Genomic DNA, 17,779 nt, shown 5'->3' on the forward strand with positions numbered 1-17,779 from the left:
GTGGCGGCGCTCCCGTACTGGCGGCTGTCCAGTTTCTATCTGTTCTATTTCGCCTTGCTCGGTTCGACGGCGCCGTTTCTGGCGCTGTACTTCGATCATCTCGGATTCAGCGCCGCGCGCATCGGCGAGCTGGTGGCGATCCCGATGCTGATGCGCTGCGTGGCGCCGAACATCTGGGGCTGGCTCGGCGATTACACCGGCAGGCGCCTGGCCATCGTGCGCTTCGGCGCGGTGTGCACGCTGCTGACGTTCTCATTGATTTTCGTCAGCAAGACCTACGCCTGGCTGGCGATGGTCATGGCCTTGCACGCGTTCTTCTGGCACGCGGTGCTGCCGCAGTTCGAAGTCATCACCCTGGCGCATTTGCAGGGCCAGACCTCCCGCTACAGTCAGATTCGCCTCTGGGGCTCGATCGGTTTCATCATCACCGTGGTCGCCCTCGGTCGCCTGTTCGAGTGGCTCAGCCTCGATATCTACCCGGCGGCGCTGGTGTTGATCATGGCCGGCATCGTGCTCAGTAGTTTGTGGGTGCCGAACGCACAACCGCCTCAGGGCAACCGGCCGACGGGCGAAGGCTTTCTCAAGCAACTGCGCAATCCCGGGGTGCTGGCGTTTTACGGTTGCGTGGCGCTTATGCAACTGAGCCACGGGCCGTATTACACGTTTTTGACCCTTCACCTCGAACGTCTGGGCTACAGCCGTGGCGTGATCGGGGTGCTCTGGGCGGTCGGCGTGGTGGCGGAAGTGCTGATGTTCATGGCCATGAGCCGGATCCTCGCGCGTTTTTCCCTGCGGCGGGTGCTGATGGCGAGTTTTCTGCTGGCGGCATTGCGCTGGTTGCTGCTAGGTTCGTTCGCCGAATTCCTGTGGGTCCTGTTGTTTGCCCAGGTGCTGCATGCGGCGACGTTCGGCAGCTTTCATGCCGCTGCCATCGCGTTCGTGCAACGTAGCTTTGGTGCGCGTCAGCAAGGGCAGGGCCAGGCGCTGTATGCAGCGCTGGCCGGCACCGGTGGCGCGCTCGGCGCGTTGTATTCCGGCTACAGCTGGAATGCCCTCGGCGCGACATTGACCTTTAGTATTGCCAGTCTCGCAGCGCTCGCCGCTGCCGTTATCATTGCCATTCGAATGCAAGAGGACAGGCCATGAGCCTTACCCGTGAACAGCTTGCCCAGCAAATTGTCGACGCCGGGCGTTTTCTTTATGGTCGCGGCTGGTCGCCGGCCACCAGCAGCAATTACTCGACGCGCCTGTCACCGAGCGAAGCGCTGCTGACCGTTTCCGGCAAGCACAAGGGCCAGTTGGGCCTGGACGATGTGCTCGCCACCGACCTGTCCGGCAACAGCCTGGAACCCGGCAAAAAACCGTCCGCCGAAACCCTCCTGCACACCCAGCTCTACAACTGGCGCCCGGAGATCGGCGCGGTGCTGCACACCCACTCGGTGAACGCCACGGTGCTGTCGCGCCTGACGCCGCAAGACTTCATCGAGTTCGAAGACTACGAATTGCAAAAAGCCTTCAGCGGCATCTCAACCCACGAATCCCGGGTGCGCGTGCCGATCTTCGACAACGATCAGGACATTGCGCGCCTCGCCGCCAAGGTGCAGCCTTGGCTCGACGCCCATCCCGATTGCGTGGGTTATCTGATTCGCGGCCACGGCCTCTACACCTGGGGCGCGCAGATGAGTGACGCGCTGCGTCAGATCGAGGCCTTTGAATTCCTGTTTGAATGCGAGTTGAAGACCCGCAGCGTCATGAACCGCCAAGGCTGACTTCACCAGAACCAGCCCCTTTGCCTGATGAATGCAGTGCCCGACCGGTCTGAAAGAACCGGACGGCAAGGCCGATACCGAGGAATGCCCCATGAGCAGCCTGTCCGTCTATCACGTTTCCAGCCCCGAAATTCCGAACAAGGTGCTGACCCATTTCGAAGACATCGCCTCGACCCTGGCCGAGCAGGGCGTGCGCTTCGACCGCTGGCAAGCCGCCGCGAAGATCCAGCCGGGCGCCAGCCAGGAAGAAGTGATCGGTGCCTATAAAGAGCAGATCGACAAACTGATGACCGAGCGCGGCTACATCACGGTCGATGTGATCAGCCTCAACAGCGACCACCCGCAAAAAGCCGAATTGCGCGCCAAGTTCCTCGAAGAGCATCGGCATGGCGAAGACGAAGTACGCTTCTTCGTCGCCGGTCGTGGCCTGTTTACCCTGCACATCGATGATTACGTCTACGCCGTGCTGTGCGAGAAGAACGATCTGATTTCGGTGCCGGCCGGCACCAAACACTGGTTTGACATGGGCGAGAACCCGCACTTCGTGGCGATCCGCCTGTTCAACAACCCTGAAGGCTGGGTCGCCAATTTCACCGGCGAAGACATCGCCGGCCGCTTCCCGCGTCTGGAGGACTGAGCCGATGTCGATCAAGGTCATTCTCACCGACATCGAAGGCACCACCAGCGCGGTGAGTTTTGTGTTCGACGTGCTGTTCCCGTATGCGGCGAAACATCTGCCGGACTTCGTTCGCCAGAATGCCCAGCGTGCAGACGTTGCCGAGCAACTGGACGCCGTGCGCCGCGACAGCAACGAACCGCAGGCTGACGTCGAGAGGGTCGTGGACGTTCTGCTGGCGTGGATCGCCGAAGACCGCAAGGCCACGCCGCTGAAAGCGTTGCAGGGCATGGTCTGGGAACAGGGCTATCAGGCCGGGCAGTTGAAAGGCCATGTTTACCCGGACGCCGTTGAAGCGCTCCAGCGCTGGCATCAGGCCGGGTATCAACTGTTTGTTTATTCGTCCGGTTCGATCCAGGCGCAGAAGCTGATTTTCGGCTGCTCGGAAGCAGGGGATCTGACGCCGCTGTTCAGTGGCTACTTCGATACCACGTCGGGCCCCAAGCGCGAAGCGCAGTCGTACAGCAACATCCAGCAGGCCATCGGGGTCGAGCCGCAGGAGATCCTGTTCCTGTCCGACATCGTCCAGGAACTCGACGCCGCCCAGGCCGCCGGCCTGCAAACCTGCGGCCTGGCCCGTGAGGGCGGGGAGTTGGCAGGGCATGTGACCGTCGACAGCTTTACCGGGATTGAGCCGGAAGCGTTCTGAGTTCACCCAATCGACGCGCAAAAAAAACAGGCCGTGAAGCGAAAGCTCCACGGCCTGTCTGTTTATACGGTGTTCGAATTACATCGAGTGATAAGTCGGCAGGGCGAAACGCTGCTGGCTTTGCAACATGCCGATCTGCGGCAGCTCGCTGGCTTGTTCTGCCAGATCACGACGGATCGCGCTGATCGCCCACGACAGTTGGTCACCGGTATGCAACTGCTGATAGGTGAGTGCACGCTTGAACACTTTGCCGTCGGCACTCTTCAGCGTCAGCAGAATCCCGCCATCGGGACGGGGCTGGGTGGTGACGGCGAAGTTGGAGAACAGGGAGGTAAATTTTTCTTGGATCAGGTTCATGTCTTTCAGCTCCGTATGCACTTGAATGGCAAGCATGTATAGGGAGTTGCAGCGATTGTGCCAGTATTTCTGTTTATAAAAATCGTTGTAAATCAGTAAGTTATAAAATCAGTTCGTTTCGTCTGTCGTGCAATCTGCATGAATGGCCATCGTGCATCCTGCATTTTGCGGGATCACTGTCGATCCGATGGAACCAATATCTCCGGCCGGAATCCCGCTGTGCGTTGCAGCGCCGGGCGGATACAAAACATTGCAAAAACCGCGTGTACAGCCCGCGAAGCCCTGACGTATTTTCGGCCTCGACCCTCGCTCGAGAAGCGCCGGTTGCGTCACCCGATTGCCCGACAATAAAAATCCGGCCTGCACGTCAAGGTCGAACGGGAGCTGCCATGCGCCACGCGCCGAGCGACACGATTACCTGGGGCATGATGCTCCGCAAGCTGCCGATGATTGCCAAAGCCATCCCTCGGGTGGTGAAAGGCATGAAGGTGGCCAACGTCACGGATCCGACCCAAACCTGTGGCCTGGGCTGGACATTCGAGCAGGCGACCCTGCGCAATCCCGAGGGCCCCGCGCTGCTGTCGGGCGAGGTAGTGCTGAGTTATTCACAAGTCAACCAGTGGGCCAACCGCATCGCCCACTATCTGAACGGGCAGGGCATCGGTAAAGGCGATGTGGTGGCGGTGTTCATCGAGAACCGCCCGGAACTGCTGGTGACGATTCTGGCCCTGGCCAAGGTCGGCGCCGTCAGTGCGCTGCTCAATACCTCGCAGACCCGCGATACGCTGATCCACAGCATCAATCTGGTGACGCCGGCGGCGATTGTCGTCGGTGAAGAGTTGTTGCCGGCGTTTGCGGCGGTACGCGATCAAGTGTCGATCCCGGCAGCGCGCGCCTGGTTCGTTGCCGATCAGGATACCTTCAGCCATCCGGGCATCGCGCCCGAGGGCTATATCAACCTGATCAGCGCCAGTGCCGACGCCTCGGGCGACAACCCGGCCAGCAGTCGGCAGATTTTTTTCGATGACCCCTGTTTCTATATCTACACCTCCGGCACCACTGGTTTGCCCAAGGCCGGCGTGTTCAAGCACGGACGCTGGATGCGCAGCTCGGCGAGCTTCGGCATGATCGCTCTCGATATGCGCCCGGACGATATCGTCTATTGCACCTTGCCGCTGTACCACGCCACCGGGCTTTGCGTGTGCTGGGGGTCGGCGGTCAATGGCGCCTCGGGTTTCGCCATTCGCCGCAAGTTCAGCGCCCGGCAGTTCTGGAGCGATGTGCGTCGTTACCGCGCAACCACCATCGGTTACGTCGGCGAGTTGTGCCGGTATCTGGTGGACCAGCCGCTCAGCGCCGACGACAGCCGTCACGACGTGCGCAAGATGATCGGCAACGGTCTGCGGCCCGGTGCCTGGGCCGAGTTCAAGACCCGTTTCGGCGTGGATCACATTTGCGAGCTGTACGCGGCCAGCGACGGCAATATTGGCTTCACCAACATCCTCAATTTCGACAACACCATCGGCTTCTCGCTGATGGCCTGGGAGTTGGTGGCCTACGACCAGGACAGCGGCGAGCCGATTCGCGGCGATGACGGATTCATGCGCAAGGTCGGCCGGGGCGAGCGGGGCCTGCTGCTGGCGCGGATCGACGACAAGGCACCGCTGGACGGCTACACCGATCCACAGAAAACCGCCAAGGTCGTGCTGCAGGACGTGTTCGCCAAGGGCGACCGCTTCTTCAACACCGGCGATCTGCTGCGCAACATCGGTTTCGGCCACGCACAGTTTGTCGACCGTCTCGGCGACACCTATCGCTGGAAGGGCGAGAACGTCTCGACCACCGAGGTCGAAAATCTGCTGCTCCAGCATCCGCACATTTCCGAAGCGGTGGCCTATGGCGTGGAAATCCCCAACACCAACGGTCGCGCCGGGATGGCGGCGATTACCCCGGCCGAGTCGCTGGCGACCCTGGATTTCGCCGAATTGCTGGCCTTCGCCCGCCGACGCATGCCGGCCTACGCGGTGCCGCTGTTCCTGCGGGTCAAGGTCAAGATGGAAACCACCGGCACCTTCAAATACCAGAAAACCCGCCTGAAAAACGAAGGTTTCGACCCCGGCCAGACGGGGGATGACCCGATTTATGCCTGGCTGCCGGGGACCGAAACCTACGTGCAGGTGACGGATGAAATTCTTGCCGACATTCGGGCAGGCAAATACCGCTATTGATATTGGCTATCGGCGGACTTGGAAAAAAGGGGATGACAGCTATCGCCGTGCTCGGGAAACTATCGGCTTTCCGATTGACCGAAAGTGGAGTGAACCATGTCTGACCAAAGCCGCCAGATGACCCCCGAGGAAGCCGCCGAATTCACTGAACAGGTGTTCAACAAGGCGCGCGAGGGCGATGCGGTGATGCTCGATCGCCTGATCACTGCCGGTCTGCCGGTGAACCTGACGAACAGCAAAGGCGACACCCTGCTGATGCTCGCCAGTTACTACGGCCACGTGGACGCGGTGCAGGTGCTGCTCAAGCACAAGGCCGATCCGGAACAACGCAATGGCAACGGCCAGAGCCCGATTGCCGGCGCGGCGTTCAAGGGTGATCTGGCCGTGGTCAAGGCCCTGGTCGAGGGCGGGGCGCAGATTGAAGGCGCCTCCTTCGATGGCCGCACGGCGCTGATGATGGCGGCGATGTTCAACCGTGTTGAAATCGTCGACTACTTGATCGACCAGGGCGCCGACCCGAAAGCCAAAGATGCCAATGGCGTCACCGCGTTGGACGCGGCCCGCACCATGGGCGCTGTGGACACCACCGCGCAGCTGGAAAAACTGCTGGGCTGAGGCCGCTGGCCGCAACCCGCTCTGTGGCGAAGGCGAGAATGCGCTATCCTTCGCGCCCTCAAAATTCCCTTCGCCACAGGATCCGCCCCCATGAAAGCCGCACTCGCCGAACTCATCAGCAAAATCAGCTCCGGCTGCATGGGCGAAGACGAGATCCTGAAGGTCGCTGACGAAGCGGCACAGGCCTACGCCGATGCCGACGCTTTTCTGACCGCCAACCCGGACATCAACTACGACGACACTTTCCCGATTCCGCTGGGCGAGTGGGTGGTGGTCGGCAGCCTGCCGGAGACCGTGTTGTTCCAGGCCGACACCTACGCCGAACTGTTCGCGCAGATCGTTGCCTCGTTCGGCCCGGGCGTCGAATTCAACCTCAAGCCCAAGCAACTGGCCAAAACCGAGGCGCTGACCGCGCTCAACCGCATCCAGGTACAGATGAGCAGCCTGAACAAGGAAAACGGCGGTTACACGTTGATGAACTTCAGCCAGTTGCTCGACGACGAGCTGCAAGTGGTGCTGGTCTACGGCAACGATGTGCCGCGCGTACTGGAACTGTGCGCCGAAGTCGGTATCGCCGCCGCGTCGTCGCTGGAAGCCTTGAAGGTCGCCGTTCACGTCTGAGCGCAATAAAAGGGAACCCTGAGCGCGACCGTCTATCCTAAAAGTGCATGCCACTATTCTGGAGCGACACCATGGGTTCCACGTTCAACGGCCTGGTTGGCCTGATCATTCTTGCGCTCGACATCTGGGCGATCATCAATGTGCTGAAAAGCGGCGCCGAGACCGGGATGAAAATCCTCTGGGTACTGCTGATCATCCTCCTGCCGGTGCTGGGCCTGATCATCTGGGCGATTGCCGGGCCGCGGGGCAATGTGCGGATCTGACCGTTCGCACCCTGATCGGGTCGGGCCGATGAACTGAGGTTCGACCTGTCATCTTCGGCAACGTAGAATGCGCGCCTTTCCCGGGCAATCGAACCTGACGATTGGCGCCCGCGCATTCATCGGAGCACTTCACCATGACCGTCACCAAGACCAGCGAATACCTGGAAACCCTCTACGAAGGCTACGGCCAGCGTTTTCGCATGGAAAAACTGCTGCACGAAGTGCGCACCGAACACCAGCACCTGGTGATCTTCCAGAACCCGCGCATGGGCCGGGTGATGGCGCTGGACGGCGTGATCCAGACCACCGAAGCCGATGAATTCATCTACCACGAAATGCTCACCCACGTGCCGATCCTCGCCCACGGCACCGCCAAGCGTGTGCTGATCATCGGCGGCGGCGACGGCGGCATGCTGCGCGAAGTGACCAAACACGCCAGCGTCGAGCACATCACCATGGTCGAGATCGACGGCACCGTGGTCGACATGTGCAAAGAGTTTTTGCCGAACCACTCCAAGGGCGCCTACGACGATCCACGCCTGAATCTGGTGATCGACGACGGCATGCGCTTCGTCGCGACCACCACCGAAAAGTTCGACGTGATCATTTCCGACTCCACCGACCCGATCGGTCCGGGCGAAGTGCTGTTCTCGGAAAACTTCTACCAGGCCTGCCACCGCTGCCTGAACGAGGGCGGTATCCTCGTGACCCAGAACGGCACGCCGTTCATGCAGATCGAAGAAGTGAAAACCACTGCCGGGCGCCTGCGCAGCCTGTTCCCGGACTGGCACTTCTATCAGGCGGCCGTGCCGACCTACATCGGCGGTTCGATGACCTTCGCCTGGGGCTCGACCAACCCGGCCTACCGCAAGCTGAGCCGCGAAGTTCTGCAACAGCGCTTCATCGGCAGCGGCATCGTCACCCGCTACTACAACCCGGAAATCCACATCGGTGCTTTCGCCTTGCCGCAATACGTGCTGCAGGCGGTGAACAAGCCAAGCAACGACTAAAAGCACTGTAAAACCCCTGTGGGAGCGGGCTTGCTCGCGAAGGCGTCTTATCATTCAACGTAGAGTTGACTGGTCGTTCGCTTTCGCGAGCAAGCCCGCTTCTATATGGGATAACTTTTTTTCATGTTCGGCGGATGTAAACCTTTTGAACGATCAATCCTGACAAAAGTCGAGATAGAGGTAAGCCCATTTGCGGGTTTGTTCGAGGAGGCTCCAATGCAAAAGTGGAAAGTCACTTTCGTGGATGATCACGGTGAAATTGTCGATGAAGTCTTCGAGCGTGCGGAATGCCCCAGCGATGATGAGGCCGCACGACTGATCAAGGAACGACTGCTTCCCGTCGCCGCCGAGCTTGACCTGAACGATCTGGAAGGGCGCACCGCCGATGCCGGCGTAAAAAGCCTGAAAACCCAGAACAGCATCGAAATCCGCAGCATCACCCGAATCTGAATCTTCATTTTCTTCATGTACCAGGCCTTGGCAGCGGCTCTATCTTGGGGCTACTCTGCAAGCGAGATCAGCGAACGGATCGCTAAGGTCTGGTCTTGTCAGCTACATGCTTGTTTCCCGCCGGCAACGCGGTTGCCGTAAGCACCCGGGCCCTTTGGGCCAGTGCAGGGAATACGGAAAGTCTATCCATCTATGCGAGGGGGACGATTCATGAGCACAGCCTATCAAGAAGACATCAGCAGCAGCGTGCTGCGCCGCATGAAAGAAGGCGGTTTCGATTTTTCCCGATTCCATCCCATCGAGTTCTACGCCATTTTCCCGGACGAGGAGCGGGCACGCAGGGCGGCAGGCAAATTTCGCGGTGAATCCATCAATGCCCAGGTCAGTGCGCGCGACGACGGCGCCTGGTCTCTGGAATTGAGCAAGGTGATGTACGCAACCTACGACGACATTGGCGATTTCGAGCAGGGCTTCTCGGCGGTGGTCGAGCCCTTGGGCGGCATCATCGAGGGCTGGGGCGTGAAACAGGAGATCCGCAACCGGCATCGTTTGAACTGATCACTCTCGCAACACGTCGAGCTACGGCTGACCTTCGGGTCGGCCGTTGTCGTTTCTACGGCCCGAAAGCGCATGGCAAAACCCTGAAACAAGAAACCGGCGCAAAAAAAAGCCACCTGAAAAGGTGGCTGAAAGGGAAGACCGGAAGGAGAGGAAACCGGTCAGGGTTACGGCCGGGAGGGCTGCCGAGGCAAGCCGGATCAGTGAGGCTGCGTACTTCGTCAGCGACGTTTTTGCAGCGGATGCGCGGATTATCCGCGGTGGCCTGCGGGCAGTGAAATCAACTCTGACTATGCTGGTGATAGGCGACGGGACTGCGTCGCAATGAAGCGGGGGCGATCAGGTTGGAGCATTTGCCGCACAGGAATGGTGCGGTGCATGTGACGTGAATATCCAACCGATTGAAATCAAAGCGTTTATGCCGATGGCACGGGCCTTGCGAAGGCCTGTATGTCCGGAGTGACAAGGAGTACGGCATGATCCGCACCTATTTTGATGAGATGTATGATGCCGGCGGCCAGATCCGCCCGCATTACCGGGAGTTTGCCCGGTGGCTGGCCGAGACACCTGACGAGCTGCTGGCCCAGCGGCGACGCGAGGCCGATCTGCTGTTCCATCGCGCCGGGATCACCTTCACGCTCTACGGGGACGAGCAGGGGACAGAGCGTCTGATTCCCTTCGACACCATTCCGCGCAGCATTCCCGCCAGCGAATGGCGGATTGTCGAGCGCGGCTGCATTCAGCGAGTCAAGGCGTTGAACATGTTCCTCGCCGACCTTTACCACGAGCAGCGCATCATCAAGGCCGGGATCATTCCCGCCGAACAAGTGCTGGCCAACGAGCAATACCAGTTGGCGATGCAGGGGCTGGATCTGCACCGCGATATCTATTCGCACATCTCCGGCGTCGATCTGGTGCGCGACGGCGACGGCACGTATTACGTGCTCGAGGACAACCTGCGCACGCCGAGCGGCGTGAGCTACATGCTCGAAGACCGCAAGATGATGATGCGTCTGTTTCCCGAGCTGTTCGCGGCCCAGCGCATCGCGCCCATCGATCATTACCCGAACCTGCTGCTCGACACCCTGAAAAGCTCGAGCCCGATCGACGACCCGAGCGTCGTGGTGCTGACACCGGGACGCTTCAACAGCGCGTTTTTCGAGCATGCGTTCCTCGCCCGGGAAATGGGCGTGGAGCTGGTAGAAGGCGCGGACCTGTTCGTGCGCGACGACAAGGTCTTCATGCGCACCACCGACGGCCCGAAAGCGGTGGACGTGATCTACCGCCGGCTCGACGACGCGTTCCTCGATCCGCTGGCCTTCCGCCCGGACTCGATGCTCGGCGTGCCGGGACTGCTGTCGTCCTATCGCTCCGGCAACGTGGTGCTGGCCAATGCCATCGGCACCGGCGTGGCGGATGACAAATCGGTGTATCCGTTTGTCACCGAGATGATCCGTTTCTACCTCGACGAAGAACCGATCCTGAAGAACGTGCCGACCTGGCAATGCCGTAACCCGTCCGAGCTTTCCCATGTCCTCGCCAATCTTCCAGATCTGGTGGTCAAGGAAACCCAGGGCTCCGGCGGTTACGGAATGCTCGTGGGGCCGGCGGCGACGACCGCGGAAATCGATGCGTTCCGCGAGCGGATCAAGGCCAAGCCTCACGCCTATATCGCACAACCGACGCTGTCACTGTCGACCTGTCCGACCTTTGTCGAAAACGGCATTGCGCCGCGCCACATCGACCTGCGCCCGTTCGTATTGTCCGGCCGCGAAACCCGGGTCGTGCCCGGCGGTTTGACCCGTGTCGCCCTGCGTGAAGGCTCTCTGGTGGTGAATTCATCCCAGGGCGGCGGAACCAAGGACACCTGGGTGGTCGAGGATTGAAGGAAGCCTGCCATGTTAAGTAGAACTGCCTCGGATCTGTACTGGATGTCGCGTTACCTGGAGCGGGCGGAAAACCTCGCACGGATGCTCGATGTCAGCTATTCGCTGTCGCTGATGCCGCAGGACGGCCGTGGCGACGGTCTGCACGAACTGGCGATGCCGCTGCTGATCACCGGCACGCTGGACGATTACCTGGAACGTCACGGCGAGCTGCACGCCGAGCGCTTGCTGCATTTCTTCGCCCTCGACGCGGCCAATCCCGCGAGCATCTACAGCTGCCTCGGCGCGGCGCGAGCCAGCGCCCACGCGGTGCGCGGGCGAATCACGGCCGACATGTGGGAGAACATCAACGCCACCTGGCTGGAGATTCGCGGGATCGCCAATCAGGGCCTCAGCCGCTACGGCATGAGTCGCTTCTGCGAGTGGATCAAGGAGCGTTCGCACCTGTTCCGTGGTGCGTCCTACGGCACCATCATGCGCAACGACGCGTTTCGTTTCATTCGCCTGGGTACGTTTATCGAACGCGCTGACAACACGTTGCGCCTGCTCGATGCGCGTTACGAAATGGCTGGCGATCAGGCGGAAGCAGTCAGCGACGGCACCGCTCACGCCTATTACCAGTGGAGTGCGCTGTTGCGGGCCTTGTCATCGTTCGAGGCCTATACCGAGATCTATCGCGATGCGCCCGGCGCCCGGCATGTGGCCGAGCTTCTTTTGTTGCGTGCGGATGTGCCGCGCTCGCTGCGGGCCTGCACGGAAGAGATCGACCAGATTCTGGCGCAGTTACCGGGAGCCAACGGCCGTCCCGCCCAACGCCTGGCAGCGGAAATGGACGCGCGTCTGCGCTACACCGGCATTCAAGAAATTCTCGAGGAAGGGCTGCACGCCTGGCTCACCGAATTCATCCCGCTGGTGCGCCAGTTGGGCAACGCCATTCACAGTTCCTACCTGGAGGCCGCATGAGACTTTCCATCAGCCACGAGACCACCTATCACTACGAAGATCAGGTGCGCGCGAGCATCCAGTACCTGCGCCTGACACCCCACGACAGCGAGCGTCAGCACGTGCTGAGCTGGCAGCTTGACCTGCCGCGCCCGGTGCGCGCCCAGCTCGATCCGTTCGGCAACATCCTGCACGTCCTGACCATGGACGAGCCCCACGAAGCGATCATCATCGGCGCCCGGGGGCAGGTTGATATCGACGAATTGCGCGAGGCGGAGCACGAGAGTCAGTCGGCGCTGCCGTTCCTGCGGTTCACCCGGCTGACCGAGGCTGACGAGGCGTTGCGGGCGTTTGCCGAACAATCCTGCAAGCAGCGACGCGACCGCAATGCACTGATCGACCTGATGCACGGTTTGAACCAGCACATGACTTACAAGCCGGGTTCCACTGAAGTCGACACCAGCGCCGCCGAGGCATTCGCCGGGCGGGCGGGTGTTTGCCAGGATCACGCCCACGCGTTTCTGGCCTGCGCGCGCAGTCTCGGGGTGCCGTCACGTTATGTGTCGGGTTATCTGTACAGCGAGGATTGTGAGCATCTCGCCAGTCACGCCTGGGCCGAAGCCTGGATCGATGACGCCTGGTACAGCTTTGACGTGACGAATGAACTGGCGCGGCCGGAGCGGCACCTGAAACTGGCGGTGGGTCTGGATTATCTGGATGCCTGCCCGGTGCGCGGCATGCGCCGGGGCGGCGGGTCAGAGCAGATGCATGCGAAAGTGCTGGTGTCGCCGACACCTGTGATCTCGGTTCAGCAGCAATAACCGCACTACTCCTGTGGGAGCGAGCATGCTCGCGATGGCAATCTTTCAGCCGGCACGTGCATGACTGAGACACCGCATCGCGAGCAGGCTCGCTCCCACAAGGAAGGCATCAAGGCTTAACCTTGCGCCCGGCCATATGCTGCAAATACCCGATCAGCTTCTGCAGATCCGCATCCGGCAACACCTCGGCAGAAAACCCCGGCATCTTCGCCTGCGGCCACTGACGCAGACTCTGAGGATCGCGGATGTAGCGCTTGAGGAAGTCCGCGCCGAAGTACTCGGTCGGGTTGTAGGGAATATTGAGATCCGGCCCGAACTGCGCATCCCCTGCGCCATTCAGGCGATGGCAGGCCAGGCAGTTCTTCTGGAACAGCGCAAACCCCTGATTCACCGGGTCATCGGCCTTCAACGCAGGATCCGGCAACAGGGCAGGGAAGCGCTCGGCCACCGGTGCCATGCGCTTGATGCTCGCCACTTCGAATGGCCATTGTTCCGGGCTGATATTGTCGGCCTGCGGATCGGTCCACACCAGATAAAACGGCCCGGCGCTGTGCTTGCCTTCCGACAGCGGCGGCCAGGGCTGCGCCGGATCCTCGATGGCCAGCCAGGCGCGCGAGCCTTTATTGTTCAGTAGCGGCGCGGCGGACAGCTCGGCGGCGAAACCGTCCAGCGCTACGGCTTGCAGGTGATCGTCCGGTTTGATGCCGGTCAGCAGCGCGGCCATCGGCACGGCGCGATAAGTCATGTCCTTCTTGTAGGACACATCATTCTTGACCGTGAGGGTTTGTACCTGAGGATGCTTGAGCAATTCCTCGGTCTGCCAGGTGCGGCTGTTCGCGCCCAGCTCCAGGTTCAGCTGCGCGGCAGACAGGGGCATGCTCAGCAGCATGGCCCCGAACAGAATGAGCGTTTTCAAGTGATCGCCGTCCGTGTCGTGGAAGTGCGCAAAGGTTGGCACAGCCACGCTGGCCCGGATAGCGGGCCAGTCACATTTTCAGTGGCGATGAACAATACCTGCCGCTTGAATCAGCCGATGACCTTGGTGAGGTTCGGCAGAATCAACAACAGCGTCGTGGCGAAAAGAATGAGCCCTGCTTGCCGTACTTTTGGTTGTTTGAACATGGCTTGACCGCCTTTTTTGTTATTTCCTGATGCCTGCCTGCATATCCATGATGGCAAGCGCTGCACTTCCTGTTGAAGAACGTCTGCCTCGGCAAAACCCGACGACAACAACGTACATCTTCACCTTAGGGCCCGCGTCACGCTTTGCTTAGATCCATTTCGTATGTACTTGCTGCCGGTCGCGATTAAAAAGGCATGAGGCCCATTGCCAGCTTCTTTGCCGCCCGTTTGCTAGACAGCTCGCTCACCTGAACCGGTTAACCAAGCCATGGATGACCGTCCGTCTGAGCGTGCGCGTCAACGTCATTGAGCGCTGTGGTCATTGAATCCGTCGCCTGCGAAGACAACAGTGACAGCACGAATTTCACTCACCGCACAGGTTCGAGGACGTCATGACCCAAGCTTTGATTTTCGACGCGTTACGCACGCCCCGTGGCAAGGGCAAGGCCGACGGTTCGCTGCACAGCGTCAAGCCGGTGAACCTGGTGGCCGGGCTGCTGACCGCTTTGCAGGCACGCACGGCGTTGGACACCAGCCAGGTCGATGACGTGGTGCTTGGCTGTGTTACGCCGATTGGCGATCAGGGCTCGGACATCGCCAAGACCGCCGTGCAGGTGGCCGATTGGGACGTCAGCGTCGCCGGCGTGCAGATCAACCGCTTCTGCGCTTCCGGGCTGGAGGCGGTGAACCTGGGAGCGATGAAAGTGCGCTCCGGGTTCGAAGAGCTGGTGGTGGTCGGCGGCGTCGAATCCATGTCCCGCGTGCCGATGGGCAGCGACGGCGGCGCCTGGGCGCTGGACCCGCAGACCAATCTGCACAGCCACTTCACGCCACAAGGCGTCGGCGCCGACCTGATCGCCACCCTTGAAGGCTTCAGCCGGCAGGACGTCGATACCTACGCGCTGCACTCGCAGCAGAAAGCTGCACGTGCCCGGGCCGACGGTTCGTTCAACAAGTCGTTGGTGCCGGTGCAGGACCAGAACGGCATCATCCTGCTCGATCACGATGAGTTCATTCGCGCCGAGTCGACCCTTGAAGGTCTGGGCAAACTCAAGCCGAGTTTCGAAATGATTGGCCAGATGGGCTTCGACGCCACGGCACTGCGGGTCTACAGCCACGTCGAACGGATCAATCATGTGCACACGCCGGGCAACAGCTCGGGGATCGTCGACGGCGCGGCGCTGATGTTGATCGGTTCCGAGGCCAAGGGACGCGCGTTGGGCCTGCAACCCCGGGCGCGGATTGTCGCCACGGCGGTCACCAGCACCGATCCGACCATCATGCTCACCGGCCCGGCGCCGGCCACTCGCAAGGCACTGGCCAAGGCCGGGCTGCGTGTGGAAGACATCGACCTGTTTGAAGTCAACGAGGCGTTCGCCTCGGTGGTGCTGAAATTCATCAAGGACATGGCCGTCGACCCGGACAAGGTCAACGTCAATGGCGGCTCGATCGCCATGGGCCACCCGCTGGGCGCCACCGGTTGCGCGATCCTCGGCACCTTGCTCGATGAACTGGAAGCCCGACGCCTGCGCTACGGCCTCGCGACGCTGTGCGTCGGCGGCGGCATGGGCATCGCCACCATCATCGAACGCCTCTGACCTCAAGGAAACCTGTCATGACCCAAGCCATTCGTTACGAAAAAGGCCAGGACGGCATCGTTCTCCTGACCATCGACATGCCGGGCCAGAGCGCCAACACCATGAACGCGTTGTACCGCGAGGCCATGGCTGAAAGCGTCGCCCGACTGCTGGCGGAAAAAGATGAGATCGCCGGGGTGATCATCACCTCGGCCAAGAAAACCTTCTTCGCCGGCGGCGACCTGAATGAACTGATCAAGGTCGGCAAGCCCGAAGCCAAGGCCTTCTATGACATGGTGCTGACCCTCAAGGGCCAGTTGCGCACCCTGGAAACCCTCGGCAAACCGGTGGTCGCGGCGATCAACGGCGCGGCGCTCGGCGGCGGCTGGGAAATCTGCCTGGCCTGCCACCACCGGGTGGCACTGGACGATGCGTCGGTGCAGCTCGGTTTGCCGGAAGTGACCCTCGGCCTGTTGCCGGGCGGCGGTGGCGTGGTGCGGATGGTGCGCATGCTGGGCATCGAAAAGGCTTTGCCGTATCTGCTCGAAGGCAAGAAAGTCCGTCCGCAGCAGGCGTTGCAGGCGGGGCTGATTGATGAACTGGCAGCGGATCGCGATGAGCTGCTGGCCAAGGCCCGGGCCTGGATTCTGGCCAATCCTGCGGCGGTGCAGCGTTGGGATGTGAAGGGCTATCAGATTCCCGGCGGCACGCCCTCCAATCCGAAAGTCGCGCAGATGCTGGCGATTGCGCCGTCGATCCTGCGCACCAAAACCCAGGGCACGTTGCCGGCGCCGGAGAAGATTCTGTGCGCGGCGGTGGAAGGTGCGCAGGTGGATTTCGACACGGCGCACCTGATCGAAACCCGCTACTTCACCGAACTGACCACCGGGCAGATCTCGAAAAACCTGATTGGCACCTTCTGGTTCCAGCTCAATGAAATCAATGCTGGCGGTTCGCGTCCGCAGGGTTTTGCGCCTTATGTGACGAAGCGCGTGGGCGTCCTCGGCGCCGGAATGATGGGGGCGGGAATCGCCTACGTCAGCGCTGTGGCCGGGATCGACGTGGTGCTTAAGGACGTCAACCTCGCGGCTGCGGAAAAGGGCAAGGCGCATTCGGCGGCATTGCTGGACAAGAAAGTCGCTCGCGGGCAGATGACTGCGCTGCAGCGTGAAGCGGTGCTGGAGCGCATCCATCCGACTGAAAGCGATGCCGATCTGGCAGGCTGCGATCTGATCATTGAGGCGGTATTCGAGGATCGTGATCTCAAGGCCAACGTCTCGGCAGCAGCACAGCAGGTGGTCGGCGCCGACGCGGTGATTGCTTCCAACACGTCGACCTTGCCAATCACTGGCCTGGCGACCGCAGTGCCGGATCAAGGCAAGTTCATCGGCCTGCACTTCTTCAGCCCGGTGGAAAAGATGCCGCTGGTGGAAATCATCAAAGGCGCGCAAACCAGCGACGAAACCCTCGCACGCGGGTTCGATTTCGTACTGCAAATCAAGAAAACCCCGATTGTCGTCAACGACAGTCGCGGTTTCTTTACTTCTCGAGTATTCGGCACCTTTACCAATGAAGGTATTGCGATGCTGGGTGAGGGCGTCAGTGCGCCGATGATCGAGACCGAAGCCCGCAAGGCCGGGATGCCTGTCGGGCCTCTTGCGATCTCCGACGAAGTTTCCCTCAGCCTGATGAGCCATATCCGTCAGCAAACGGCCAAAGACCTGCAGGCAGAAGGGAAACTGCTGATTGAGCACCCGGCGTTCGCCGTGATTGACTTGCTGCTCAACGAATACAAGCGGCCGGGCAAGGCAGCGGGAGGCGGTTTTTACGAGTACCCCGCAGGTGGGCAAAAACATTTGTGGCCCGAACTGAAGACCCGTTTCGAGAAAGCCGATGGGCAGATTTCGCCGAAGGATGTACGTGATCGGTTGCTGTTCGTGCAGGCCATCGAAACCGTGCGCTGTGTGGAGGAGGGCGTGCTGACTTCGACGGCGGACGCCAATGTCGGCTCGATCTTCGGCATCGGTTTTGCGGCATGGACGGGCGGCGCGTTGCAGTTCATCAATCAATATGGCGTGAAGGACTTCGTCGCGCGGGCGCAGTACCTGGCGGAACAGTACGGCGAGCGTTTCGCACCGCCTGCGCTGCTGCTGGAAAAAGCTGCCAAGGGCGAGTTGTTCTAACGGGGTGGGGACGCATTTCGGGGCTTGCCTTGCCGGGTGGTTTCAAGGCAGG

At 61.0% G+C, this 17,779-nt stretch carries 19 protein-coding genes; 16 read left to right on the forward strand and 3 right to left on the reverse strand.

Annotation, left to right across the window (positions count from 1 at the left end; genetic code table 11):
- The 4 genes from ACKUG4_RS09545 to mtnC all read left to right on the forward strand — a co-directional run bounded on the left by ACKUG4_RS09545 (position 1) and on the right by mtnC (position 3,094).
- Positions 1–1,146, forward strand: coding sequence for an MFS transporter (locus tag ACKUG4_RS09545; protein WP_445433884.1), 1,146 nt, complete (start codon positions 1–3; stop codon positions 1,144–1,146).
- Positions 1,143–1,769: a methylthioribulose 1-phosphate dehydratase gene (locus ACKUG4_RS09550; protein ID WP_085666676.1), complete on the forward strand. Its 627-nt coding sequence runs from the start codon at positions 1,143–1,145 to the stop codon at positions 1,767–1,769. Before ACKUG4_RS09545 ends, ACKUG4_RS09550 begins: the two co-directional genes overlap by 4 nt.
- A 91-nt stretch (positions 1,770–1,860) precedes the next feature.
- Positions 1,861–2,406, forward strand: coding sequence for a 1,2-dihydroxy-3-keto-5-methylthiopentene dioxygenase (locus ACKUG4_RS09555; protein WP_039770173.1), 546 nt, complete (start codon positions 1,861–1,863; stop codon positions 2,404–2,406).
- Positions 2,407–2,410: 4 nt separating this feature from the next.
- Positions 2,411–3,094, forward strand: coding sequence for an acireductone synthase (mtnC, locus tag ACKUG4_RS09560; protein ID WP_064594630.1), 684 nt, complete (start codon positions 2,411–2,413; stop codon positions 3,092–3,094).
- 78 nt (positions 3,095–3,172) lie between these two features.
- Here the strand turns inward: mtnC and ACKUG4_RS09565 are convergent, their stop codons facing one another.
- Positions 3,173–3,451 (reverse strand): DUF3509 domain-containing protein, encoded by a 279-nt coding sequence (locus ACKUG4_RS09565; protein ID WP_039769924.1) that lies wholly within the window; start codon positions 3,449–3,451, stop codon positions 3,173–3,175.
- A gap of 389 nt (positions 3,452–3,840) precedes the next feature.
- Here ACKUG4_RS09565 and ACKUG4_RS09570 point away from each other — a divergent pair, with 389 nt between their 5' ends.
- From ACKUG4_RS09570 to ACKUG4_RS09615, 10 genes are all read left to right on the forward strand, one after another.
- Positions 3,841–5,679: a long-chain-acyl-CoA synthetase gene (locus ACKUG4_RS09570; protein ID WP_445433885.1), complete on the forward strand. Its 1,839-nt coding sequence runs from the start codon at positions 3,841–3,843 to the stop codon at positions 5,677–5,679.
- Between the two features lie 96 nt (positions 5,680–5,775).
- Entirely contained in the window at positions 5,776–6,294 is a 519-nt protein-coding gene (locus ACKUG4_RS09575; protein WP_039769928.1) for an ankyrin repeat domain-containing protein, read from the forward strand.
- 90 nt (positions 6,295–6,384) lie between these two features.
- Positions 6,385–6,915 carry a hypothetical protein gene (locus ACKUG4_RS09580; RefSeq protein WP_085649378.1) on the forward strand — a complete coding sequence of 177 codons (531 nt, stop codon included), beginning with the start codon at positions 6,385–6,387 and terminating at the stop codon, positions 6,913–6,915.
- 71 nt (positions 6,916–6,986) lie between these two features.
- The gene (locus tag ACKUG4_RS09585; protein WP_007959984.1) at positions 6,987–7,178 is read left to right on the forward strand and encodes a PLDc N-terminal domain-containing protein; all 192 of its coding nucleotides are present in this window, start codon (positions 6,987–6,989) and stop codon (positions 7,176–7,178) included.
- 134 nt (positions 7,179–7,312) lie between these two features.
- The gene (speE, locus tag ACKUG4_RS09590) at positions 7,313–8,188 is read left to right on the forward strand and encodes a polyamine aminopropyltransferase (protein WP_007959983.1); all 876 of its coding nucleotides are present in this window, start codon (positions 7,313–7,315) and stop codon (positions 8,186–8,188) included.
- Between the two features lie 216 nt (positions 8,189–8,404).
- Positions 8,405–8,638 (forward strand): hypothetical protein, encoded by a 234-nt coding sequence (locus ACKUG4_RS09595; protein WP_236189485.1) that lies wholly within the window; start codon positions 8,405–8,407, stop codon positions 8,636–8,638.
- 210 nt (positions 8,639–8,848) lie between these two features.
- The gene (locus ACKUG4_RS09600; RefSeq protein WP_007959978.1) at positions 8,849–9,196 is read left to right on the forward strand and encodes a ribonuclease E inhibitor RraB; all 348 of its coding nucleotides are present in this window, start codon (positions 8,849–8,851) and stop codon (positions 9,194–9,196) included.
- A 476-nt stretch (positions 9,197–9,672) separates the two neighbouring features.
- Positions 9,673–11,082: a circularly permuted type 2 ATP-grasp protein gene (locus ACKUG4_RS09605; protein ID WP_039769936.1), complete on the forward strand. Its 1,410-nt coding sequence runs from the start codon at positions 9,673–9,675 to the stop codon at positions 11,080–11,082.
- 12 nt (positions 11,083–11,094) lie between these two features.
- A complete protein-coding gene (locus tag ACKUG4_RS09610) occupies positions 11,095–12,045 on the forward strand; it encodes an alpha-E domain-containing protein (RefSeq protein WP_007959974.1) in 951 nt (316 codons plus the stop codon).
- Complete coding sequence (locus ACKUG4_RS09615; protein ID WP_064594642.1) at positions 12,042–12,845, forward strand: transglutaminase family protein; 804 nt, start codon at positions 12,042–12,044, stop codon at positions 12,843–12,845. Before ACKUG4_RS09610 ends, ACKUG4_RS09615 begins: the two co-directional genes overlap by 4 nt.
- A gap of 109 nt (positions 12,846–12,954) precedes the next feature.
- Here ACKUG4_RS09615 and ACKUG4_RS09620 read toward each other — a convergent pair whose 3' ends face one another.
- Together ACKUG4_RS09620 and ACKUG4_RS09625 are read right to left on the reverse strand one after the other, a co-directional pair.
- Entirely contained in the window at positions 12,955–13,734 is a 780-nt protein-coding gene (locus ACKUG4_RS09620) for a c-type cytochrome (protein ID WP_445434029.1), read from the reverse strand.
- 137 nt (positions 13,735–13,871) lie between these two features.
- Positions 13,872–14,075: a hypothetical protein gene (locus tag ACKUG4_RS09625; protein ID WP_143491825.1), complete on the reverse strand. Its 204-nt coding sequence runs from the start codon at positions 14,073–14,075 to the stop codon at positions 13,872–13,874.
- A 284-nt stretch (positions 14,076–14,359) separates the two neighbouring features.
- Here ACKUG4_RS09625 and ACKUG4_RS09630 point away from each other — a divergent pair, with 284 nt between their 5' ends.
- Entirely contained in the window at positions 14,360–15,565 is a 1,206-nt protein-coding gene (locus ACKUG4_RS09630; RefSeq protein WP_064594644.1) for an acetyl-CoA C-acetyltransferase, read from the forward strand.
- 17 nt (positions 15,566–15,582) lie between these two features.
- Positions 15,583–17,727 (forward strand): 3-hydroxyacyl-CoA dehydrogenase NAD-binding domain-containing protein, encoded by a 2,145-nt coding sequence (locus ACKUG4_RS09635; RefSeq protein ID WP_445433886.1) that lies wholly within the window; start codon positions 15,583–15,585, stop codon positions 17,725–17,727.
- Positions 17,728–17,779 lie beyond the last annotated feature (52 nt).

The organism is Candidatus Pseudomonas auctus (assembly GCF_048654275.1).
Classification (GTDB): Bacteria; Pseudomonadota; Gammaproteobacteria; order Pseudomonadales; family Pseudomonadaceae; genus Aquipseudomonas; species Aquipseudomonas pharyngis.